The sequence below is a fragment of the Clostridium sp. AF29-8BH genome (assembly GCF_003478145.1).
In the GTDB taxonomy this organism is placed as follows: domain Bacteria; phylum Bacillota; class Clostridia; order Lachnospirales; family Lachnospiraceae; genus Otoolea; species Otoolea fessa.
In genome coordinates this window covers 43,278-64,677 of record NZ_QUEL01000011.1, presented here as the reverse complement: position 1 = coordinate 64,677, position 21,400 = coordinate 43,278, and the positions used below count along the sequence as shown (strand labels likewise).

Sequence of the window (21,400 nt, the reverse complement as noted above, 5' to 3'; positions counted from 1 at the left end):
TAGCTGGACGGTTTTTTATTGTCTGGATAAGTAAGGTGGAATAGCTTGAGCACATTATATACCCCATTTTTAACTAGGTTTTTTCAAAAACCCGCTCATTCTTGCTTGTATTTTTTCAATTTTCCTATATAATAATAAAGAACGTAGATGAAGCTTTTACCTTTATTGCTACAAACTATGTACGCAGCAAATGTTTACAGGCGGGGAGTTCCTGCCGTGAGATTCCGTGTGATACAATCACAATAAAGGCAGGCGTGCATACACTAAGAAGAAAGGCGGATTTATTAGTTATGAAACAGTTGATTTATCTGGACAATGCGGCGACAACCAAAACGCGTCCGGAAGTAGTGGAGGCAATGCTCCCGTATTTTACGGAGTATTACGGCAACCCGTCTTCCGTTTATGAATTTTCGGCAGAGCCGAAGAGAGCGATTGCACAGGCTCGCGAGACGATCGCGAAAGCGCTGGGCGCAAAGTCCAACGAGATTTACTTTACCTACGGCGGCACGGAGTCTGATAACTGGGCGCTGATTTCCACAGCAGAGGCATATCAGGCAAAGGGCAAGCACATTATCACGACCAAGATTGAGCACCATGCGATTCTGCACACCTGTGAGTACCTGGAGCAGAGAGGTTTTGAGGTTACTTATCTGGATGTAGATGAGTTTGGTGTTGTTAAATTAGACGAGCTGGAGAAGGCGATCCGTCCGGACACCATCCTCATCTCTGTTATGTTTGCAAACAATGAGATCGGTACGATTGAGCCGATCAAGGAAATTGGTGAGATTGCGAAGAAACACGGCATTTTATTCCACACCGATGCGGTACAGGCATTTTGTCATGTTCCGATCAATGTAGATGAGTGCCATATCGATATGCTCAGTTCCAGCGCCCACAAGTTAAATGGACCGAAGGGAACCGGCTTCCTTTATATCCGTACCGGATTAAAGACTCGTTCCTTCATCCACGGCGGCGCACAGGAGCGTAAACGCGCGGCGGTACCGAGAATACGGCTGGTATCGTAGGATTCGGCAAGGCAGTTGAGATTGCGATGGCGACGATGGAAGAGCGCACAGCAAAAGAAAAAGCGATGCGTGACCACCTGATCGAGCGTGTATTAAAAGAAATTCCATTTGCACGCCTCAACGGACATCCGTCCCAGAGACTTTCCAACAATGCAAACTTTGCATTCCAGTTCATCGAGGGTGAATCCATGCTGATCATGCTTGACATGGAAGGCATCTGTGGTTCCAGCGGTTCTGCATGTACCTCCGGATCCCTGGATCCGTCCCATGTACTTCTGGCGATCGGACTGCCGCATGAGATTGCACACGGTTCCCTGCGTCTGACCCTGTCAGCCGAGACAACCATGGAGCAGATTGATTTCACGGTAGACTGCTTAAAGAAGATTGTAGAACGTCTTCGTTCTATGTCTCCGCTGTATGAGGATTACATTAAGAAACATCCGCAGCAGTAAGATTTAGACATTTTAAGCAAAATGAACATCTACAGATAGGTACTTTTGCAACTGAAAGTGCCCTAGGATAACGTGGTGGCAGCAGAAATTTGCCGTATTTAAAGGCGAAAGCACGGCAAATTCCGTTACTGTACACGTACACAGTGAATGAAGATATAGAGAGGAAACACCCGATGTATTCAGAGAAAGTAATGGATCATTTCCAGCATCCGAGAAATGTAGGCGAGATTGAAAATGCCAGCGGTATGGGTACCGTCGGCAACGCAAAATGCGGCGATATTATGCGTATTTACCTGGATATCGATGACAACCAGATCATCCAGGATGTAAAATTTAAAACATTTGGCTGCGGTGCAGCCGTTGCGACCAGCAGCATGGCGACCGAGATGGTAAAAGGAAAAACCATCCAGGAAGCGATGGAAGTTACCAACAAAGCCGTTATGGAGGCACTGGACGGACTTCCGCCAGTTAAGGTACACTGTTCTCTGCTCGCAGAGGAGGCAATTCACGCTGCTCTCTGGGATTATGCTCAGAAGAATGGCATTGAGATCAAAGGACTCGTAAAACCGAAGACGGATATCGGCGAGGAAGACGTCGAAGAAGAGTATTGATGAAAAAGAAAAAAGTAGTAGTCGGCATGTCAGGAGGAGTTGACTCCTCCGTGGCTGCCTGGCTTTTAAAAGAACAAGGATACGATGTGATCGGCGTCACAATGCAGATCTGGCAGGATGAGACGAATGTAGAGCAGGAAGAGCACGGCGGCTGCTGTGGTCTGAGCGCTGTCGATGATGCCAGACGGGTTGCGGAACGGCTTGAGATCCCGTATTACGTGATGAACTTCAAAAAAGAGTTCAAAGAAAATGTCATGGATTACTTTGTACAGGAATATCTGGACGGACACACGCCGAATCCATGTATTGCCTGTAACCGATATGTAAAATGGGAGTCCCTTTTGCAGAGAAGTCTGGAAATTGGGGCTGATTATATTGCAACGGGACATTATGCGCGCGTGAGAAAGTTGCCGAATGGCCGCTATGCGATCTGCAAGTCTGCGACGGCGGCGAAAGATCAGACCTACGCGCTTTATAACCTGACCCAGCATCAGCTTGCACACACTTTGATGCCGGTCGGCGAATATACGAAAGACAAGATTCGTGAGATGGCGGAGGAGATTGGACTTCCGGTGGCACACAAGCCGGACAGCCAGGAGATCTGTTTCGTGCCGGACAACGATTATGCAAAATTTATCGAGGAAAATAGTGATTGCCGGATTGACGAAGGCAATTTTGTAGATAAGTACGGCAATATTTTAGGTCGTCATAAAGGAATTACCCATTATACGGTGGGACAGAGAAAGGGCTTAAATCTGGCACTCGGTCATCCGGTGTTCGTGACGGAGATACGTCCGGAGACGAACGAGGTTGTGATCGGGGAAAATGAGGATGTCTTTTCTAACCGCCTGACCTGCCGGAATCTCAACTGGATGGCGATTGAGGATCTGGGCGATCAGGAGATGCGCGTCAGTGCGAAGATTCGTTACAGCCACAAAGGGGCGCTCTGTACGATCCGCAAGATTGGCGAAGATCGGGTGGAATGCGTATTTGATGAGCCGCAGAGAGCGGCGACGCCGGGACAGGCAGTCGTTTTTTATGACGGCGAATATGTCGTAGGCGGCGGTACGATCGAATAATTTAGAAATGAAAGAAGATTTTAATTGGGCAGAAATCTCTGTCGGCATCAAAGTTGTGCTGCGATCCGATTGATTGGAAACAGTGAATGCGCGGATCATGGAGAGGTTAGAATCTTCTGTAAGATTGGAGTTTTTTATAAATGGCAAGAGGAGAAAGCAGAAAAAGAAAGCCAGGCACACCGGATTACCGGAAACGTTTCTGGGCGGCGGTGACCGCGATTGTGGTCACGGCGGGTTCCATTGGCGTAAGCCATGCTGGATTTACCCTTCCGAATCAGGCACAGAAGCAGGTGCAGATGGCGGCTGCTGAGACAGAACCGGCGGAACAGACAGCGAAGAAACAGGTGCCGAATGCGGCAAAGCGAAGTCTGGAGCTGGAAGATGCACAGGGCATCAGGAGGCGGATGCAGCGGCGGTTGCGGACCAGAGCGAGCTGGAGAGTGACAAAACGACGGCGAGCGGCTTCCGGAGTGTCGATGAGACAGTGTATGCGACTGAGAACCTGCTCAACGTGCGTTCGGGCTGTGGAACGGAGTATGAGATTGTGACACAGCTGAATCAGGGCGACAGCGTGCAGCGCGTCGGTATCGGAGACGGCTGGAGCGAGGTGCTTTATAAGGACAAGAGCTGTTTTATCCGTTCCGAATACCTGACGACGACCGAGCCGGGCAGTGAGGAAGCGACGGTCACAGCGCAGGGGGCAGAAGCGGATGCACAGGGTGCACCGGTGTCCAACGGACGTATCGTAGCGATCGACGCGGGACATCAGGCAAAGGGCAATCCGGACAAAGAACCAGTTGGACCGGGCTCCTCGACCATGAAGGCGAAGGTGGCTTCCGGCACCGAAGGTGTATCGACGAAGCTGCCGGAATATGAGCTGACTTTATCAGTTTCGAAGAAGTTAAAACGGATTCTGGAAGAGAGAGGCTATCAGGTCGTCATGATCCGGGAGTCCAACGATGTCAACTTAAGCAATGCGGAGAGAGCGGAGATCGCCAACAAGAGCGGCGCCTCCATTTTTGTCCGGATTCATGGCAATTCGCTGGATAACACGACAGTCAACGGAACACTCTCCATGTGCCAGACGGCGACCAACCCGTACAACGGCGGGCTTCACGCGGCAAGCTATTCTCTTTCCAAGAAGATCACGGACTCTGTCTGCGCGGCAACCGGCTTCAAGAACCGCGGTGTGCAGGAGACAGACAGCATGAGCGGCATCAACTGGTGTAAGATTCCGGTTTCCATTGTCGAGATGGGCTTTATGAGCAACCCGGAAGAAGACCAGAAGATGGCACAGGATGATTATCAGGAATTGATTGCCGGGGGAATTGCGAACGGAATTGATGCGTATTATCAGTAAAATCGTTCAACAGGTAGAATAGAGATAAAATCAAAAATACCAGTTATTTGAGAAATGTTTCTTTGGAATGAAGATGCATATTTCAGGTGACTGGTATTTTTTTGGTCACAGAAAGAAATTAAAAAGAATAAGGGAAACATTTTGAATAAAAATAAAAAAGTGTTCTAAAATAGGAATTGGAGTTTCTAAAAGGTTGACAAAGAGACTGGTTTTTCGTAGTATAGAAAGAAATGACAACTATTCGACGGATTTTAGAAGGGAAAAAGGTATAATGGTTGTGAAGCGAAGGGAGAGGAGCCTATGAATTCATCGGAAAAAACGGCAACTTTATTAAAATTATTGGGACGGGCACCTTATGTACATAGTGTGACGGAGCTTGGCGAGCAGATCAGCTGTAGTAAGAGTGGGACCTTTAAATTGCTTGCATCACTGGTAAAAACAGGACTGGCAGCGCAGACACCGGAACATAAATATACATTGGGACCGGCGGTTTATGTGTTGGGACGTACATATGAAGACAAGATTGGTTTATCAAAGATGGTGAAACCATATCTGGTTCGTCTCCGGGATATGACAGGGGAAAATGCTTCATTCAGTATGCTGATCAATGGAAAGGCAATTCTGATCTACCGGGAAGAAAGTCAGCAGCTTGTTCGTGTTATGGGAAATGTTGGACAGGAACGTCCCTTATATGCAGGAGCAACCGGCAAGATTCTGGGCGCTTATCAGGAAGAAAGTGTGATTCACAAACGTTTGATGGAAGAACCGATGAAAGCGTTTACAGAAAATACAATCTTGTCCCCAGAGGGACTTTTGAACGAATACGCGAAAATACGTGAGCAGGGATATGCGATCAGTGATGGAGAACTGAATTCAGAAACAATCGGAATCGGCGCACCGATTTATGATGAATCTGGAAATATCTGGGCGGCGGTTTCGATCGGCGCGCCTAAAATGCGGGTGGATGCAGTCAAGATGGAACGTTATATCTTCCTGATCCGGGAAATTGCGAAGGAAATGTCGGAGCAGATGACGCAGGGAGAAAGCATTTCTGAATAAAAATACTGAATAAAAACAAAAATAGTAGATGACAAACAGGGAAAAATCGGGTATAATAGTACAGGTGTTTCGAGTAGAAGCACCTGTATAATTGGAGACGTAGCGAAGCGGCCGTAACGCGGCGCACTCGAAATGCGTTTGTCGGTTCATCCCGGCACGAGGGTTCGAATCCCTCCGTCTCCGCTTTCTATCCCCTGAACAGACTCGAGGGATTTTTGTTCTTCTATAGGAAATCGTCTCTTATGAAATAGATAGTGGAAATAAAGAAACAAAAAAAGAGAAAAAGAAAATATAGAAGCATATAGGAAACAGTATACAATAATGTACTCAAATAAGAAACAAATTGAATAAAAATACTCAAAAATATATTTTTCGTATTGACTTTTTTCGTCATTAGTGATAGTGTTTCTTATATAGAAAACAAGGTTTTTTATTAGAGAACGTTCGCCAAACGATTCATGTAAATCAATTTGTAAAGGAGCAAGCAGATTAGTGAAGTTTTAGGGTCAAAGGAGAATGTAAGATGAAAAAGGTAATTTGCGCGGCAGCTGCAGTTTTGATGGTAGCATCCCTGACCGCTTGCAGCGGACAGAGTGGAGAATCAGCAGCGGCAGGAGAGGGAAACACGCAGCAGGCAGATGGATATCCGAATAAAACGATTCAGGTAATTGTACCGTTTAACGCGGGCAGTACGACCGATACACAGTGCCGATTTATTCTTCCGTATCTGGAGAAAGAACTGGGAGTTTCCATGGCAGTAGTAAATAATGGTGGCGCTTCTGGTGTTATCGGAACAACTGATTTCTTAAGCCGGGAGGCAGATGGATACAATGTTCTGTTTTCACTGCCGACACCTACTCTTTACAAACCAGCAGCGGGAGAGACTGAATATACGGTGGAAGATTTACAGCCGGTTTCGGAAGTGTTCAGCGCTCCGATGTACTTAATTGTAAAGAACGATTCGCCGTATGAAAATGCAGAGCAGCTGATTGACTTTATCAAAGAAAATCCGGGCAAGTTTTCGTATGCAAATGCAGGTAACGGAGGAATTGCCCAGCTTGCATTTAGCGTTTTTCTTCATGGCGAGGGGTTAGATGCAACGAGCGTACCGTCTGCAGGCGGTTCGGCTGACAATTACACAGCTGTTATGGGCGGTCATGTAGATTCTTATTCAGGAAATGAGAGCGAACTTTTAGGAAGAGACGATGTGCGCCCGGTTATCAACCTTGGAAGTAAATCCAATAATCCGGAATATGCCGACATACCAACCTTAGAAGAACTGGGATATAAAGGATATTGCACAGATACATATTCAGGCTTCTATTTCAGCAAGGATGTAGCACCGGAAATTGTAGAGACGTTTGATGCGGCAGTTAAGAAAGTATTAGAGGATCCGGAGGTAATTGCAGAAGCAAAAAAGCAGTCCCTGACCTTGTCTTATGCAGATTCGGAAACATTTGCGGCTGAGATCAGCCAGTCAAAAGAAGCGATCATTCCGGTTCTGGAAGAACTTGGCTTTAAGAAATAGGAGGACGCGATGAATCGAAAAAATTGTGTTTCTGGTATTTTTTGGACACTTTTTTTCCTTTTCTTTCTTTATCTGGATGTACAGATGGGAGAAAATGCATCGTATTGGCCGGGGATCATTGCGAAACTTGGCATTGCCCTCTCCCTTTTGTCAACGCTGGTATCAGGAATGAAATGGAAATCGGAAAAAGATGAGAAATTATTTCCGTTCACCGGCGCACAGTAAAACGTCTGGGGATTGCATTGGCGCTTTTAATTATCTGGGTTGTATGCATCCGTATTCTGGGCTTTTTAACTTCCTCTGTGATTGTGATGGCGGCAACGGGGCTGATATTTGAACTGGCGCTTTCGTCGAAAACAGTGGTGCGTGATTTGATTGTAACAGTTATTTTTGCAGTAGGAATGTACGCACTGTTTACAGCACTTGGTATTACCTTCCCGAAGGGCATATTGATATAGGAGGACGGAAGATGGCAGATATTCTTACATATTTTGGAATGGCATTTACCGGGATCAATTTGCTGCTGGCACTTTTGGGAACGGTAATTGGAATCGTAATCGGTGCACTTCCAGGCTTTACTCCGACCATGGGTATTGCGGTGCTGATACCGGTTACATACACATTAGAGCCGACAGCAGGTCTGGTTTTTCTGGGCGCACTGTACTGCGGTTCTATGTTTGGAGGCTCGATCTCGGCGATTCTTATCAATACGCCGGGAACCTCGGCGGCCGCTGCGACAGCGATGGATGGTTATCCGATGACACAGTCTGGCCGGGCACACGAAGCACTGACAGAGGCAGCGGTTGCCTCTTTCTGGGGCGGCTGTATCAGTCTGATTGCACTTATTTTCCTAGCGCCGCCTCTGGCAAAATTTGCGTTTGAGTTTGGTCCACAGGAACGCTTTATGATGGCGGTGTTCGGGCTTACGATTATTGCATCTTTATCCGTAAAAAATGTTCTGAAGGGTCTTATGATGGGCTGCGCGGGACTTCTGGTTGCTTGCATTGGCATGGATCCGGTTCTGGGGCGGGCACGTTTTACCTTTGGACAGACGTTTTTAATGGGTGGAATCAATATGATTCCAGCAGTTATCGGTCTGTTTTCGGTTTCTCAGGTTCTGGGAAATCTGAAGAATCCGATTGAAATCGCGGACAAATCATCGATTGCACAGTTCAAATCAGCGCGGGTACGGCTGCTTGATTTAGTCCGGTATCCGGTTACATATATCCGTTCGGCAGTTCTGGGAATTATTATCGGAATTATTCCGGGTACAGGCGGAGATGTGGCTTCCTATGTTGCACACAATGTTGGTAAAATGTTTACCAAGGAGGAAAACTTCGGAAATGGAGCAAGAGAGGGCGTGGCGTGCTGTGAATCTGCAAATAATGCGGTAACAGGCGGAACCCTGATTCCAACTCTGACGCTGGGCGTACCGGGCAATGCGACAACGGCAATTCTGTTGGGTGCGCTGACAGTTCATGGACTGATTCTAGGATACGGGCTCTTTACAACCCAGAAAAGCATTACATATCCATTTATTGCGGCACTTTTTATTGCTAATGTGATTATGATGCTGATTGGCCTGTTTGGTGCAAAACATTTTGCGCTGGTTACATTGACCCCGAAAAATATACTTTCAGTCTGTGTTTTGATGCTGAGTATTATGGGATCCTACGCAATCCGCGGAAACGTGGGCGACGTCTTCGTAATGCTGGTATTCGGCGTAGCAGGCTTCTTTATGAGGGCATATCAGTATAATGTTGTTCCGATTGTACTGGGACTGATTTTAGGACCGATTGCGGAAGAAGGACTTTCTCAGGCATTGACCCTAAATCAGAATTCATTATCACTGGTTTTAGGTTCCTTGTTTACGAGACCGATTTGTGTCGTATTGATGATATTTATGGTTATTTCCGTTGCATATCCATTTTATACAGAATGGAAAGCGGAGAAGAAAAAAGAAACGAAATAAAGAGATAGAAAAAATGCTGTTGTGCGGGAAAGCTGCATGACAGCATTTTTTTGCAAGAAACAAAAAGAAGTCCAATGACACATAGTTTCTTAATAAGAAATAATAAAGCATAGATAGAAAACAAAATGTACAAAAAGTGAAAAATTATTTGTGCATGACGACAAAACGTGTCGAAATAGAAAAAATGGATTGACAATAAAAGATTGGTGTAGTATTGTTTAATTACAAATTGAGAACAAGGTTTTCTAATGGCGAACAGATAACCGAAACAAAAATAAATCTGGTAAAACCAGTGAAGGGAGAACAAAAATGGATTTAGATCAGGTAAAATCTTACAATGAGGATGTAGCAAAACTTCGCGAGCAGAGAGATGCAGATTATGCAGAATATGAGAAAGCTGGAAGAATCTGGGGACTGGTTCCAAGAGAGAGAATTACCAAGATTAAATTCCCGCGTGTTAAGAAAGAGATTATCGATCGTTATTATGCACTGGAAGATATGTCCACAACCGTTTCGGATATTCTGGATGGATATGGAATCGACGGAGCTATCCCAACTTCCTATTTAAAACCGGTCATCCCGGGTTCCAAGATTGTGGGACCGGCTGTTACGATTCGAAATATTCCGGTTCGTAAGACTCCGACACAGGGCGCACATGACCATGATTTCATTGCAATGTCTACCCGTGATATTTATTATATCGGCGAGCCGGGCGATGTTCTGGTATCTGACTTCGGCGGAAACCTGGAAGTATCCAACATGGGCGGACAGAGTTGTACTGTTGGTAAAAGCTGCGGATTTGCAGGAAACATCGTAAATGGCTGCTGCCGTGATGTAAGCTCCATCCGTGAGATGGGATATCCGGTATTCAGCTGCGGTACAACCCAGGTGACCGGAAAGTATCGTATGGAGTGCGTAGAGATGAATGGACCGATTACCCTGTGCGGCAAATTGGTTGAGCCGGGCGATCTGATGGTTGCAGATGATTCTGGTGTCTGCATTGTACCGGCAGAGCTGGCAGAGGCAGTTATCGAGGAAGCAGAGAAGATTGCGGCATCTGAGGAAAGAATGCGTCAGTTAATCGAGGAGAAGAAACCGATCAGCGAACTTCGCCCACTGTTCAGAGCACGTTACAAATAAATCGAAGCGTGTAGGGCGAAGTAAGAAAAGGAGAAATAGTTATGATGGATCCGAAGGTAGAAGCGGAGTATGAGGAATATAAAGCGGCTGGAAGAATCTGGGGAGTCATTGATAAGGAAAATATCAAAAAAATCAAATTTCCACGGGTTCCAAAAGAAATCGTAGATGGTTTTAAGGCACTGGAAGACGATCTGACCGGTACAGTCAGCGATATTCTGGATGCACTGGGATATAATAAAGTGATTCCGGGAAGCTATTTAAAACCGATTGAACCGGGACATATGATTGTCGGAACAGCAGTGACACTTCGCAGTATTCCGATTGAGAAAACAACTACACAGGGTTTGATAGACCATGATTTTATCAAAATGGCATCGAGAGAGGTAAATTATCTGGCAGAGCCGGGTGATGTCCTGGTCGGAGATGCCGGTGGAATGACCGATATGAGCAGCATGGGAGGACAATCCTTCGTATCTGCAAAAGCACGTGGTCTGGAAGGTGTTGTAATCGATGGCGCGGTACGCGATGTGGGTGAAATTCGAAAATATGGCGTTCCTACCTGGTGCCGTGGCGTGACACCAAAGACTGGAAAATGCCGTATCGAAGCGATGGAGATCAATGGACCGGTTGTCCTGAACCGCATTCAAATTAATCCGGGTGATTTGATTATCGCAGATGATTCCGGTATCTGTGCGGTTCCGCCGCAGCACGCAGAATTTGTCCTGAAAAAGTGTCAGGAGATTCTCCCGGATGAGGAAATCATGCGTGAGTTGATTGAAAAAGATGCTCCGATTGCGGAAATCAAAAAATTGTTCCGGAAACGATATGTATAAGTAAGTTTGAATAATCGTGAAAACTATATAGTACGCTTAACAGAAAGTACGACTTCCTCATGCTAGGAAAGATGTTAAGTGTATTATATAGTTTTTTCGTCATTTAAGAAATGTTGCATTTACATACTATTTGGGGACATTTTTTAAATTTTAAATTGAACGTATTTAACATATTTTTCACAAAATACTATCATTATGGTAACGTAGATCTCAGCGTATAGATTTCAGCAAAGGAAAAGGATACAAACGTATGGAACGAGACAGCACACAGGAACAATATGAAGAAATGACGCAGACGCCGGTTCCGAAACTGGTACTGCGGCTGGCGGTTCCCACCACCATCAGTATGCTGGTAACTAGCATTTACAATATGGCAGACACTCTGTTTGTCAGCCAGCTTGGAACGAGTGTCAGCGGTGCGACCGGAGTGGTATTTGCATTAATGGCAGTAATCAATGCGTTTGGATTCATGTTTGGACATGGTGCGGGCAGCAATATCAGCCGGAAATTAGGGGCGCATGATGTGGAGAGTGCCCGTGTGTTTGCTTCCACCAGCTTCTTTTTAGCGTTCTTAGCCGGAGGTTGCATTGGAATATTAGGACTTTTATTTCATGTTCCATTTATGCGGCTTTTGGGAAGCACAGATTCTATTTTGCCTTATGCGCTTGAGTACAGCACATGGATTCTCATTTCCGCACCGGCGATGGCTTCCAGCTGTGTGATGAACAACATTCTTCGTTATGAAGGGAAAGCTTTTTTCGCCATGCTGGGGCTGGCATCCGGCGGTATTCTCAATATTTTTGGTGATATGTTTCTGATTTTTGAACTAAATCTGGGAGTGCGCGGTGCCGGTATCTCTACGGCTGTTTCGCAGTACATCAGCATGGCAATCTTGATCAGCCCGTTCTTTAGAAAAAAGGTACAGAGCCGGATTCATATCCGCTATATGACCCGGAGACTTTCCGATGTGACCAACATTATCGCAACCGGTTTTCCAAGCCTGATGCGTCAGGGACTTAACAGTATTTCTGTGATGATTTTAAACCAGTGTTCGGCTCCTTACGGTGATGCCGCCATCGCTGCCATGAGCATTGTGACCCGGGTCATCATGTTCCTGTTCTGTATTGCACTTGGCATCGGTCAGGGTTTTCAGCCTGTCAGCGCCTTCAATTACGGCGCGAAAAAATACAGCCGTGTGCGTGAAGCATTCTGGTTCAGCATCCGAAGCAACCTTGCTGTTATGAGTGTTTCTGCTTTGTTTGGAATAGTATTTGCTGCTCCTATTGTAAAAATGTTCCGCGATGATCCGGCGGTTATTTCCATCGGAATCACCGCGCTGCGTATCGAGTGTATTGCCCTGTTTTTCATGCCATTTTCCCTCTGTGGAAATATGCTGTTCCAGAGCATCGGACAGAGTGGAAAAGCAACTTTTTTGTCCATGATTCGAAGCGGTCTCGTCTTTATTCCGGTTTTGTGGATTCTCAGTTATCTGATTGGGCTTTTTGGAATTCAGACGTCACAGACGATTGCGGATGGGATAGCTGCGGCGATTACCATTCCGATGGTGGTGAGGTTCCTTCGGCGGATGCCGGAGGATGGGGAAGAATTTAGCAATAAAAGCGGATTTCTCTAAAAGTTGAATACCACAAATCAATAACCGATTTATTCCGGGCTTCGATGATCTGCATGATGATTCGGAGTTGTTTGTCTGGAATTTTCGAATTATTGTGGCACAAAAGACATTTTCCGGACTTTGTAATCCATATTTTGGTAGCATTGGGAGAAGGAACGCCCTTAGCAATATGAACGTGGACTGGTTCGAGCGGATTGTTTTCATTGACCCAGAAATAAACCGTATATCCAGCAATTTTAAAAACCTGCGGCATGATCAAGACCTCCTTCGATTCCACCTTCTCTTGCCAGCTGCAAAATGATGTGGGCGACGGATTCCAGAAGCTCCTGAAAATAATGGATATCTTCCTGAGAGAATCCCTGAATGTTTTCCCAGCGGTATTCCGGAAGCCAGCAGGTGGCGGAATAAAAGCCGCCCTGAACTGGTTTTTCGATTCGAACTTCGACTTCTTCTTTTCCTGAATTTTCCAGTATTTCGGAATGGACAATTTCTGTATTGTCATTTAAGGTCATAAAAGGGTATAACATTTTAAAAACGCCTCCTATATTTTTATATATTGCAAGTGATTCTATGTTGAGTTTGATTTTGTGAATTTTCAGCTATATGGTTGAACTTCACAGAATTTAAATGTTGCAGATTTTAGTGATTCTTTAACAAATCATTGATTTTGATGCTCAGACCCGGATAGATCCCAACCGGAATATCAGAATCAAACGAGTAAAGACAAGGGTCACTATCACGGTCATAATAGTAAACCACAACTTTTTCCTTTGCAGGATCGATAATCCAGTATTCCCGGACACCTGACTGGGAATAGATTCCATTCTACAGTTCGATTTCTATTACTGTTAAAGTAGCATATGAAAATAAAAATTGCAAGATACTTCGGTAATCTAAGATGAGGCGGCACTAAGATTTCAGACGGACAGCGGGAAAAATATGAAAAGAATAAAAAAAGAGCTGCCACGTTTTGAGTGACAGCCCTTGATTGGCAAATTTATGGATTTTTACCGTACCTTCGTATCTTCCGCATAAAACTCCGCATAAGCATCCTGCAAAGTCTTCAGCGTCTTCGGATCCTTTCCTCCGATTGGTTTACCATCAAGCTCAACGGCCTGGATGCAGAGCCCACCGGAGCTGCTGACGATGATTTCGTCGGCGTCTGCCAGTTCCTGCATGGTAAATGGTGCCTCGCTGGTCGGGATGCCGTTTTTCTCAGCTAACATCAGCAGGTGTTTTAACGTGATGCCCGGAAGAATCAGATTATCTCTCGGTGGGGTGCAGAGAACGCCGTCCTTGATGATTAAGATATTGCTGTGGGCGCATTCGGTGACGCGTTCGCCGCGGTGGAAGACCGTTTCCTGGCAGCCCTGTTCGATGCAGCGCTGGTAAGCGATGACACTTGGAATCAGGTTCAGCGTCTTGATGTTGCAGTGCAGGAAACGGGTGTCCTCCATCGAGATCAGGCGGAAAGTCTTATCAAATGGAATCAGGTCGCACGGAACAGTAAAAATCATCAGATTTGGTTTTACGGTAGCAGGTGGAAACTGATGTCCACGATAGGTAGTTCCGCGGGAACACTGCCAGTACAGCATACCGTGGTCAATCTCATTGGCATCGATGCATTTCTGCAGCTCGGCACGCAGTTCTTCGCGCGACATTTCAAACGGGATTTCCAGCAGCTTGCAGCTGTTGTAGAAACGGTCGAGGTGGTCGTCTGCGGCAAAAATGTTGTTGTTTGCAAAGGTGGTGGCATCGTAGCAGCCATCTCCAAAATAAACGGCGCGGTCCAATATCGGGATTTTCATTTCCTCGAGGGGGCCGATTTCTCCATTGTAATATCCGACATATTTCATTGCATATACTTCCTTTCTATGTTGATTCGAAAATACCTCGTCAAGTGTTTACATTATACCACATCCGCCTATAAGATGATATCTACCACAGGCGGATGTGTTCTTATCATTACATATTTATTTGTCTTTATGTTTAATAATCTTATATCCGCCTACCAGCAGCGTCGGCAGCAGGTAGAAGAGGATAAATCCGTAAGACAGGTACGAATAGCCCTGCTCGATCAAGGTGACAACGCCGACGCGGGATAATACGAGTGCAGCGATCAGCGTGATGACCGTAATCAGACCGCGGTTTGTATCGGACAGCTTGGCAGCGCCCTTTTCCTCCATGGCAACGTCGAAACGGTCGATGATCATGTGGATGCAGCCAGTTGCCGTCTCAACCAGCGTCCAGCCCATAACGAGACTGAACAGTGCCATCAGTGCCGGTCCGCCGTTGACTGCCTTGATCATTTCCATCCACGGGGTTGTGACATCCGCGCCGACGATGGAGGTGTCACCGTAGAAGCACATCATCGCAAAGTAAGACAAAAACCACGGAATAACCATCAGAAGACCGGCGATCAGACCGGAAATAAAGGTTTCTTTCCGTTTGGTCTGGCGTGTCAGGGAGAACATGCCCATCGGGATGGAATTGATGTTGTAGGCAACATACAGGATACCGGTGTAAATGCACAACGGAACAGTGACAGAGCCGTCGTAGGTGCTGGTGTCCATCGTGCTGAATACATGGGAAATGTTGCCGCCCTTGTTGACGAGTACCAGAATTGTAAACAGAATATAGCCGCCGTACAGTAAAATAGTACCGATCGATTCAAATTTCTCGATCATCTTGGAACCCTTAAAGTTCAGGAGTCCGCAAATCAGAACGATCACAACGGAGCCGAGAATATTCGGAAGTCCGACCTGCTCGAAAATACTTCCGGTTGCGGCTGCCATAACGGCAATCAGCAGAATCGCGATGAGGACAGTTAAAATATCCATCATCGGCCAGAGCGGTCCAATGACCTGCTTGATATAGTTTTTATAATCGTAAACCTTGTAGATCCGGCAGATCTCAAAGGTCAGGAAGGCAAACAGGGCAAAACCGATGCCGATCGTCAGTCCGGAGATCCAGCCCATCGCTCCGAATTTCGCACCGTAAGAATAAATCTCACGTCCGGTTGCATAGCCGCCGCCAATCAGAACCGATTGCAGCAGGACGCCCGGCAGAATGTACTTGGCGTATGTGCCTTCGTAGAAATTTTTGAATTGTTTCATACCTTTCACTCACTTTCTTTTGTTGACTATTAAAAATTATAAAGGATGAATGAAAAACTTGCCAATAGAAAGAACAGATATTATAATAAGGGAAACTTATAACAAAACAGGAAAAGCCAGATCGAAAGCCCGTAAATTGGGCGGCATGATTCATTTTTCTGCTCGATCGAAAAGACGCGATTACATATAGGATATAGAAATGGGGAAATAAGATGAATTTAAAACAGATGGAATATTTTGTGGCGGCGGCGGAGCAGCTGAATTTTACGCGGGCGGCGAAAAAATGTTTTATTTCGCAGACAGCGATGACGCTGCAGATTCGGTCGTTGGAGGAGAAGATCGGGGTGCCGCTTTTTGTGCGGGACAAGCACCATGTCGAGCTGACGGCGGCGGGAAAGGTATATCTGAACGAGGCGCGGGCGATTCTGGTCCGCGCCGAGGAGGCGGCGAAGCTCGCGCGGACGGCAGCGGAAGGCGTAGCTGGGGAGCTGACGATCGGATTTATCCGGGGATATGAGCAGAGCCGTTTTTCGGAGACGCTCAGAAGTTTTCATGAGGCGTACCCGAATATTTCGATTCATCTGCTGCGGGAAAATATGAGTGCGCTCTATGAGCTGTTAGATAATGGAACCTGCGATCTTGCGTTTAATCTGTCTTTGTACACGCAGAATTACGAGGATTTAAAGCATCGATTCCTCAAACGGTTTCCGATGATGGCGGTTCTTTATCCGGGACACACGCTGGCGGGAGAGAGCCATCTGATGTACCGTGATCTGGCGCGGGAAGACTTTATCATCATGCAGCCGCAGGGACGTTCCAACGATGAGGCGGAAGAAGTATTGATTTGTTACAATAAGGGCGGTTTTATACCGAATATCGTGGCGCGTGAACGGGAGGTACAGACGGTGCTTCTGGAGGTGTCAGCGGGATTTGGCGTGGCGATTCTCCCAGAATATGCCGTCCGCCATTATCGGAATGCGCGGAATCTGGTAGTGGTTCCGCTTCTCCGCGCGGACGGCAGCCCGGAAGAGCTTGATTTTGAGATCGCATGGCGTCAGAGCAACCCGAATCCGGCGATTGAAAAGCTGCTGCAGTGGGTGGAGACACATGAGTATGTGGAATAATGAAAGCTGGAAGCTGCTGTTCATATCTGTTGAAGGGAGATTAACTGGAAAAATGAACACAACCATGTGCTTATAAAATGAAAAACAGGCATATCGCAGAGAAAAGGATGAAAATCATGCATGGATTCCTGCGGTATGCCTGTTTTGGAATAAATGGATAAGGGCTGCTATCAGTCGGGCTGCATGGTAAAAAGAGTTTGAGCGCAGTCTTTATTTAAATGGGAAAACAACCGTCAACATCCATTTAAATGCTTCCGGTGCATAAACGGCGTGCGGCTTTTTCGCCGGCATGACGAGAACTTCGCCTGCGTGAACCAGGTGCTCGACGCCATCGACCGTGAAGCGGCCGGTGCCTTCCAGAACGGTCACCATCGCATCTCCGGTGGAATCATGGGTGGAGATTTCTTCGCCTTTTGCAAATGCAAACAGAGTAACGCTGACAGCTTCGTTCTGTGCCAGAGTCTTGCTGACGATCTGACCGTCTTCTGCGTTTACCAGGCCGGCTAAAGACTGCACTTTTTCGTGAGTAATGTTTTTGATGTATGGGTATTCCATAATGAACCTCCTTAATAAAATCTCGTTTAGATATATAAATTTTCGTATTCTTTTGAGTCTGATTGAGTCCATTCGGCAGGTGTGTATGGAGAGCGGAACCTGCACGAAATGGTTGGGTAGGTCAATCGGGGGAATGGCAGATATTAATCTAAAATCCGCCCATCGATCGAAATGGTTGTTACCTGCCATGGAATGAATTTTCCGCTTTCCTGCAAGGCATTTTTAACTGCCTGTTCAATGCCTCCGCAGCATGGAACCTCCATGCGGACAACGGTCACGCTCTTGATATCGTTGCTGCGGATAATTTCGGTCAGTTTTTCGGAGTAATCGATGCTGTCCAGTTTCGGACATCCGATCAAGGTTATTTTACCATGGATAAAGTCCTGATGGAAGCGGCTGTATGCGTAAGCGGTGCAGTCGGCAGCGACCAGGAGCTTTGCCCCATCGAAATACGGTGCATGGATCGGAGCTAATTTAATCTGAACCGGCCAGTTTTGAAGGGCGCTCACCGGGATGGATGCTGAATCAGAAGGATTAAAAGTCTCGGCGCTATCTGCATGAGTATCGTCATGTTCAGAAGGAGCGCTTTCAGTGCGCTTCAGGAAACGGCTCATGGATCCTGGACATCCGCTGAATGCAGGGCGGGCGGAAGCGTTTGCAGAAGCAGCAGTATTTGCATTTTCCAGCACCTGTTTTGCCTTGCGGGCAGCCATATGAACCTGGACGGCCGCTTCATCGTAAGCCGCTGCTTCGCGCTCGACAAAAGAGATGGCACCGGTCGGACAGGCTGGCAGGCAGTCTCCCAGACCGTCACAGTAATCATCTTTTAAAGAGCTGCCTTTCCATCAACCATGCCGATGGCGCCCTCGTGACAGGCAGAAGCGCAGAGCCCGCAGCCGTTGCATTTTTTTTGATCAATTTCAATAATTCTTCGTATCATGATAAAAACCTCGTCTTTCTTAACTTTCATGTATGAATTTCCTGTCCGTGAGGATAAAAGCACGGAACAATTACTGTTTCAATTACGAGATTAAGTATAATTGTTTTGCTGAGAAAAGTCGGTTGTTTTTACAACGTTTTTAGAAAAGCTACGGCAAATTCCGTTGTTGGACACGCCTTTACTTTCCTATATGCTTGTACTATAATTAATACTTATATAGCCAGATAAAAAGAATGGCGGAGAAAGGCTGAGAACCAGAAAAATCAAAGATAGAACGATGGAGAATGACAGAGTCAGGGGCTGTTGACTCAGCTGGTGGATAGAAGAACTTCTGAAAGCGAGGAAAAACATAAGATGAAATTTGCAAATAGAATGGACCGGTTTGGCGAGGGCGTGTTCTCCATGCTGGCGCAGATGAAGAAGAAAAAATTGGAAGAGGGGGAGATGATCGTTGATCTGAGCATCGGCGCACCGAATATTGCCCCCGCACCGCATATTTTAAAGGCGCTCAGCGAAGCCTGTCTGGTACCGGAAATTACCTGTATGCAATTCAGGATCAGCAGGCACTTCTGGAGGCAGTGTCCGACTGGTATGCGCGCCGCTATGGAGTGGAGCTGAACCCGGAGACAGAGATTTGCTCTTTGCTCGGTTCCCAGGAGGGACTGGCGCACATCGCACTTTCGATCGTGGACGAGGGCGATGTGGTTTTGGTACCGGATCCGTGTTATCCGGTGTTTGCGGATGGTCCGTCTTTGGCGGGGGCAGAGCTTTACTATATGCCGCAGCGCGAAGAAAATCACTACATCATTGATTTGAAGGAAATTCCGGAGGAAGTCGCTCAGAAAGCGAAATTTATGATCGTTTCCTACCCGAACAATCCGACGGCGGTGCTGGCTCCAGACAGTTTCTATGAGGAATTGATTGCATTTGCAAAGAAATATGATATTATCGTTCTTCACGACAACGCCTACAGTGAGCTTGTGTTTGACGGAAGAACCTGCGGAAGTTTCCTGCGTTTTCCGGGCGCACGCGAGGTCGGCGTGGAGTTTAATTCGCTGTCAAAAACGTACGGATTGGCGGGCGCGCGCGTCGGCTTCTGTGTGGGAAATGAGGAAGTGGTCAGTCATCTGAAAACATTGAAATCCAACATGGATTATGGTATGTTCCTGCCGATTCAAAAAGCGGCGATCGCGGCGATCAGCGGTGACCAGAGCTGTGTGGCTTCGACGAGGGCGGCATATGAGAGATGGCGCGACTGTCTGTGCGACGGACTTGCATCCATCGGCTGGAAGATGGAAAAACCGGAAGGCACGATGTTTGTGTGGGCGCCGATCCCGGCAGGATTTACGGATTCACTGGAGTTTGTAAAGGCTTTATTTGAAAAAGCAGGTGTTCTGGTGACACCGGGCAGCGCATTTGGACCGTCGGGCGAAGGTCATGTGCGGATGGCACTGGTGCAGGACGAGGATGCGATTGCGCTGGCGGTGCGCCGGATTGCAGAGAGCGGCATTTTACAATCCAATCAGTAAAGATATAAATCAATAGAAGATAGAATGGATACAGGAATTTATAGATGAATGTGGAAAAAAATATCCGGGGAAGACAGAGAGTCCTGGTGACGGTCTGGATTTGGCATATTGTTTTAATTTTATATATTTTGTTTATCTACTCCAATTCCATGCGTCCGGCAGTACAGTCATCGGCGGAGAGCGGACGGATCCTCCGGTTTTTGCAGAAGCTGGCAGCAGAGTCCGGAGTGGCTGTACCATGGCTGACCGAACATATTGTGCGCAAATGTGCTCATTTTATTGAATATACAGGGCTGGGAATGCTGCTTAGACAGAGTGATGCCTGTGTGCGCAGGAACCGGACTGTCTCAGAAAAAATGCGGATAGAGGATTTGGTTGATCGGGGAGATGGGACTGGGAGAATGTGTGCGCTGACACCGGACGGACATGTATGGCTGGAAATCCATCGTATCGCTATTTTTGCGGTCCCGTTTCTGGATGAGACGATTCAGCTGTTTACCGAGGACGTTCCGGGCAGATCAGCGATGTATGGCTGGATATGGCGGGAGCACTGACTGGAACGGTGCTGTATCTGGCAGCGAGGCGGATATATTTGCGAATAAAGAAAGAATGAAGATAGATAACACATGGAGAAAAAATATGTCGGATCGAAATATAAAAATTACCCTGCAATATGACGGAAGCCGTTATGACGGCTGGCAGAAGCAGGAAAACACGGACAAGACGATACAGGGAAAATTAGAGCAGATTCTGGAGAAAATGGCGGGGCAGACGGTAGAGGTGCACGGTTCCGGACGGACAGATGCAGGCGTCCACGCATGGGGACAGGTGGCGAATTTCCATCTTCCGGCGTCCTGTGCCGGGATGAGCGCGGAGGAGTTGAAAGCGTACCTGAACCGCTATCTCCCGGATGATATCGCTGTTTTATCGGCACAGGAGGCGGGAACGCGTTTTCACAGCCGTTTAAATGCTGTTTCCAAGACGTACTGCTACCGGATTGAGACGGCAGCGAAGAAAAATGTATTTGAGCGCCGATATGTGTACGGTCTGGGGGAACCGCTGGACATAGCGTCCATGAGACGGGCGGCTGCGTATCTGACGGGTGAGCACGATTTTAAAGCATTCTGTTCGTTGAAACGGATAAAAAAATCGACGGTGCGGAATCTCACTGCTATTGAGCTGACCATGCAGGAAAGTGTGTGCGAACTGCATTTTCGTGGCAATGGCTTCCTATATAATATGGTAAGAATTCTGACCGGTACACTGATCGAGGTAGGACTTCATAAGCGGACACCGGAATCAGTGGCGGAGGCGCTTTTTTCCTGTGACCGAGCGCTGGCAGGTTTTACGGCGCCGCCGGAGGGGCTTTTTCTGGAACGGGTCGAGTATGAATAAAGCTGCATTGATTTTTGCCAGCTGCCGTGAGGAGCTGGACAGAAATCAG

The 21,400-nt window shown here is 46.9% G+C and carries 20 protein-coding genes, 1 tRNA gene and 3 pseudogenes; 18 read left to right on the top strand and 6 right to left on the bottom strand.

Translation table 11 applies throughout. From position 1 onward, the window contains the following. Positions 1–290 precede the first annotated feature (290 nt). The 14 genes and pseudogenes from nifS to DWZ16_RS08530 all read left to right on the top strand — a co-directional run bounded on the left by nifS (position 291) and on the right by DWZ16_RS08530 (position 12,692). A pseudogene (nifS, locus tag DWZ16_RS08590) lies at positions 291–1,477 on the top strand (cysteine desulfurase NifS). A 173-nt stretch (positions 1,478–1,650) separates the two neighbouring features. Continuing rightward, positions 1,651–2,088 carry a Fe-S cluster assembly scaffold protein NifU gene (nifU, locus tag DWZ16_RS08585; RefSeq protein ID WP_022358753.1) on the top strand — a complete coding sequence of 146 codons (438 nt, stop codon included), beginning with the start codon at positions 1,651–1,653 and terminating at the stop codon, positions 2,086–2,088. Further along, positions 2,088–3,167: a tRNA 2-thiouridine(34) synthase MnmA gene (gene mnmA, locus DWZ16_RS08580; RefSeq protein WP_107001265.1), complete on the top strand. Its 1,080-nt coding sequence runs from the start codon at positions 2,088–2,090 to the stop codon at positions 3,165–3,167. Before nifU ends, mnmA begins: the two co-directional genes overlap by 1 nt. A gap of 140 nt (positions 3,168–3,307) precedes the next feature. Then, on the top strand, positions 3,308–3,715 hold the full coding sequence (locus tag DWZ16_RS16140; RefSeq protein WP_243021972.1) for a hypothetical protein: 408 nt from the start codon (positions 3,308–3,310) through the stop codon (positions 3,713–3,715). Further along, positions 3,652–4,527 (top strand): N-acetylmuramoyl-L-alanine amidase, encoded by an 876-nt coding sequence (locus DWZ16_RS08575; protein WP_243021971.1) that lies wholly within the window; start codon positions 3,652–3,654, stop codon positions 4,525–4,527. Before DWZ16_RS16140 ends, DWZ16_RS08575 begins: the two co-directional genes overlap by 64 nt. A 300-nt stretch (positions 4,528–4,827) precedes the next feature. After that, positions 4,828–5,586, top strand: a complete 759-nt coding sequence (locus DWZ16_RS08570; RefSeq protein WP_118522619.1) for an IclR family transcriptional regulator — start codon at positions 4,828–4,830, stop codon at positions 5,584–5,586. Between the two features lie 93 nt (positions 5,587–5,679). Continuing rightward, positions 5,680–5,769 (top strand) — tRNA-Ser (locus tag DWZ16_RS08565). A 340-nt stretch (positions 5,770–6,109) separates the two neighbouring features. After that, on the top strand, positions 6,110–7,114 hold the full coding sequence (locus DWZ16_RS08560) for a Bug family tripartite tricarboxylate transporter substrate binding protein (protein ID WP_118467039.1): 1,005 nt from the start codon (positions 6,110–6,112) through the stop codon (positions 7,112–7,114). A gap of 9 nt (positions 7,115–7,123) precedes the next feature. Then, positions 7,124–7,339 carry a hypothetical protein gene (locus DWZ16_RS08555; RefSeq protein WP_118481995.1) on the top strand — a complete coding sequence of 72 codons (216 nt, stop codon included), beginning with the start codon at positions 7,124–7,126 and terminating at the stop codon, positions 7,337–7,339. Positions 7,340–7,356: 17 nt separating this feature from the next. Next, positions 7,357–7,572, top strand: coding sequence for a hypothetical protein (locus DWZ16_RS08550; protein WP_182427319.1), 216 nt, complete (start codon positions 7,357–7,359; stop codon positions 7,570–7,572). Positions 7,573–7,583: 11 nt separating this feature from the next. Continuing rightward, positions 7,584–9,086 (top strand): tripartite tricarboxylate transporter permease, encoded by a 1,503-nt coding sequence (locus DWZ16_RS08545; RefSeq protein ID WP_118522618.1) that lies wholly within the window; start codon positions 7,584–7,586, stop codon positions 9,084–9,086. Positions 9,087–9,395: 309 nt separating this feature from the next. Beyond that, the gene (locus DWZ16_RS08540; RefSeq protein ID WP_118467046.1) at positions 9,396–10,226 is read left to right on the top strand and encodes an RraA family protein; all 831 of its coding nucleotides are present in this window, start codon (positions 9,396–9,398) and stop codon (positions 10,224–10,226) included. A 41-nt stretch (positions 10,227–10,267) separates the two neighbouring features. Next, on the top strand, positions 10,268–11,059 hold the full coding sequence (locus tag DWZ16_RS08535) for an RraA family protein (protein ID WP_118522617.1): 792 nt from the start codon (positions 10,268–10,270) through the stop codon (positions 11,057–11,059). A gap of 250 nt (positions 11,060–11,309) precedes the next feature. After that, entirely contained in the window at positions 11,310–12,692 is a 1,383-nt protein-coding gene (locus tag DWZ16_RS08530) for an MATE family efflux transporter (RefSeq protein ID WP_118522616.1), read from the top strand. On the opposite strand, the gene DWZ16_RS08525 is transcribed toward DWZ16_RS08530, so the two are convergent. The 4 genes from DWZ16_RS08525 to DWZ16_RS08505 all read right to left on the bottom strand — a co-directional run bounded on the left by DWZ16_RS08525 (position 12,667) and on the right by DWZ16_RS08505 (position 15,808). After that, on the bottom strand, positions 12,667–12,945 hold the full coding sequence (locus DWZ16_RS08525; RefSeq protein ID WP_118467052.1) for a DUF4160 domain-containing protein: 279 nt from the start codon (positions 12,943–12,945) through the stop codon (positions 12,667–12,669). The two genes, DWZ16_RS08530 and DWZ16_RS08525, sit on opposite strands and share 26 nt — an antisense overlap. Continuing rightward, complete coding sequence (locus DWZ16_RS08520; protein ID WP_118467054.1) at positions 12,929–13,219, bottom strand: hypothetical protein; 291 nt, start codon at positions 13,217–13,219, stop codon at positions 12,929–12,931. Before DWZ16_RS08520 ends, DWZ16_RS08525 begins: the two co-directional genes overlap by 17 nt. Before the next feature lie 480 nt (positions 13,220–13,699). Further along, positions 13,700–14,548 carry an aminotransferase class IV gene (locus tag DWZ16_RS08510; protein WP_118522615.1) on the bottom strand — a complete coding sequence of 283 codons (849 nt, stop codon included), beginning with the start codon at positions 14,546–14,548 and terminating at the stop codon, positions 13,700–13,702. 117 nt (positions 14,549–14,665) lie between these two features. Further along, complete coding sequence (locus DWZ16_RS08505) at positions 14,666–15,808, bottom strand: hypothetical protein (RefSeq protein WP_107001263.1); 1,143 nt, start codon at positions 15,806–15,808, stop codon at positions 14,666–14,668. Between the two features lie 212 nt (positions 15,809–16,020). Here DWZ16_RS08505 and DWZ16_RS08500 point away from each other — a divergent pair, with 212 nt between their 5' ends. After that, positions 16,021–16,932 carry a LysR family transcriptional regulator gene (locus DWZ16_RS08500; RefSeq protein WP_118522614.1) on the top strand — a complete coding sequence of 304 codons (912 nt, stop codon included), beginning with the start codon at positions 16,021–16,023 and terminating at the stop codon, positions 16,930–16,932. Between the two features lie 210 nt (positions 16,933–17,142). On the opposite strand, the gene DWZ16_RS08495 is transcribed toward DWZ16_RS08500, so the two are convergent. Continuing rightward, a complete protein-coding gene (locus tag DWZ16_RS08495) occupies positions 17,143–17,487 on the bottom strand; it encodes a cupin domain-containing protein (protein WP_107001261.1) in 345 nt (114 codons plus the stop codon). A gap of 143 nt (positions 17,488–17,630) precedes the next feature. After that, positions 17,631–18,427 (bottom strand): annotated as a pseudogene (locus tag DWZ16_RS08490) (4Fe-4S binding protein). Between the two features lie 354 nt (positions 18,428–18,781). Here DWZ16_RS08490 and DWZ16_RS08485 point away from each other — a divergent pair. The 3 genes and pseudogenes from DWZ16_RS08485 to truA all read left to right on the top strand — a co-directional run bounded on the left by DWZ16_RS08485 (position 18,782) and on the right by truA (position 21,351). Continuing rightward, a pseudogene (locus DWZ16_RS08485) lies at positions 18,782–19,956 on the top strand (aminotransferase class I/II-fold pyridoxal phosphate-dependent enzyme). Between the two features lie 44 nt (positions 19,957–20,000). After that, positions 20,001–20,510, top strand: a complete 510-nt coding sequence (locus tag DWZ16_RS08480; protein WP_243021970.1) for a VanZ family protein — start codon at positions 20,001–20,003, stop codon at positions 20,508–20,510. An 85-nt stretch (positions 20,511–20,595) separates the two neighbouring features. After that, on the top strand, positions 20,596–21,351 hold the full coding sequence (gene truA, locus DWZ16_RS08475; protein ID WP_118522613.1) for a tRNA pseudouridine(38-40) synthase TruA: 756 nt from the start codon (positions 20,596–20,598) through the stop codon (positions 21,349–21,351). The last annotated feature ends 49 nt before the right edge of the window (positions 21,352–21,400 follow it).

Bases quoted from the DNA above. Each gene is read 5' to 3' on its own strand.
- nifU (WP_022358753.1), top strand. From the start codon at position 1,651: ATGTATTCAGAGAAAGTAATGGATCATTTCCAGCATCCGAGAAATGTA.
- mnmA (WP_107001265.1), top strand. From the start codon at position 2,088: ATGAAAAAGAAAAAAGTAGTAGTCGGCATGTCAGGAGGAGTTGACTCC.
- DWZ16_RS16140 (WP_243021972.1), top strand. From the start codon at position 3,308: ATGGCAAGAGGAGAAAGCAGAAAAAGAAAGCCAGGCACACCGGATTAC.
- DWZ16_RS08570 (WP_118522619.1), top strand. From the start codon at position 4,828: ATGAATTCATCGGAAAAAACGGCAACTTTATTAAAATTATTGGGACGG.
- DWZ16_RS08560 (WP_118467039.1), top strand. From the start codon at position 6,110: ATGAAAAAGGTAATTTGCGCGGCAGCTGCAGTTTTGATGGTAGCATCC.
- DWZ16_RS08555 (WP_118481995.1), top strand. From the start codon at position 7,124: ATGAATCGAAAAAATTGTGTTTCTGGTATTTTTTGGACACTTTTTTTC.
- DWZ16_RS08545 (WP_118522618.1), top strand. From the start codon at position 7,584: ATGGCAGATATTCTTACATATTTTGGAATGGCATTTACCGGGATCAAT.
- DWZ16_RS08540 (WP_118467046.1), top strand. From the start codon at position 9,396: ATGGATTTAGATCAGGTAAAATCTTACAATGAGGATGTAGCAAAACTT.
- DWZ16_RS08535 (WP_118522617.1), top strand. From the start codon at position 10,268: ATGATGGATCCGAAGGTAGAAGCGGAGTATGAGGAATATAAAGCGGCT.
- DWZ16_RS08530 (WP_118522616.1), top strand. From the start codon at position 11,310: ATGGAACGAGACAGCACACAGGAACAATATGAAGAAATGACGCAGACG.
- DWZ16_RS08525 (WP_118467052.1), bottom strand. From the start codon at position 12,945: ATGCCGCAGGTTTTTAAAATTGCTGGATATACGGTTTATTTCTGGGTC.
- DWZ16_RS08520 (WP_118467054.1), bottom strand. From the start codon at position 13,219: ATGTTATACCCTTTTATGACCTTAAATGACAATACAGAAATTGTCCAT.
- DWZ16_RS08510 (WP_118522615.1), bottom strand. From the start codon at position 14,548: ATGAAATATGTCGGATATTACAATGGAGAAATCGGCCCCCTCGAGGAA.
- DWZ16_RS08505 (WP_107001263.1), bottom strand. From the start codon at position 15,808: ATGAAACAATTCAAAAATTTCTACGAAGGCACATACGCCAAGTACATT.
- DWZ16_RS08500 (WP_118522614.1), top strand. From the start codon at position 16,021: ATGAATTTAAAACAGATGGAATATTTTGTGGCGGCGGCGGAGCAGCTG.
- DWZ16_RS08495 (WP_107001261.1), bottom strand. From the start codon at position 17,487: ATGGAATACCCATACATCAAAAACATTACTCACGAAAAAGTGCAGTCT.
- DWZ16_RS08480 (WP_243021970.1), top strand. From the start codon at position 20,001: ATGAATGTGGAAAAAAATATCCGGGGAAGACAGAGAGTCCTGGTGACG.
- truA (WP_118522613.1), top strand. From the start codon at position 20,596: ATGTCGGATCGAAATATAAAAATTACCCTGCAATATGACGGAAGCCGT.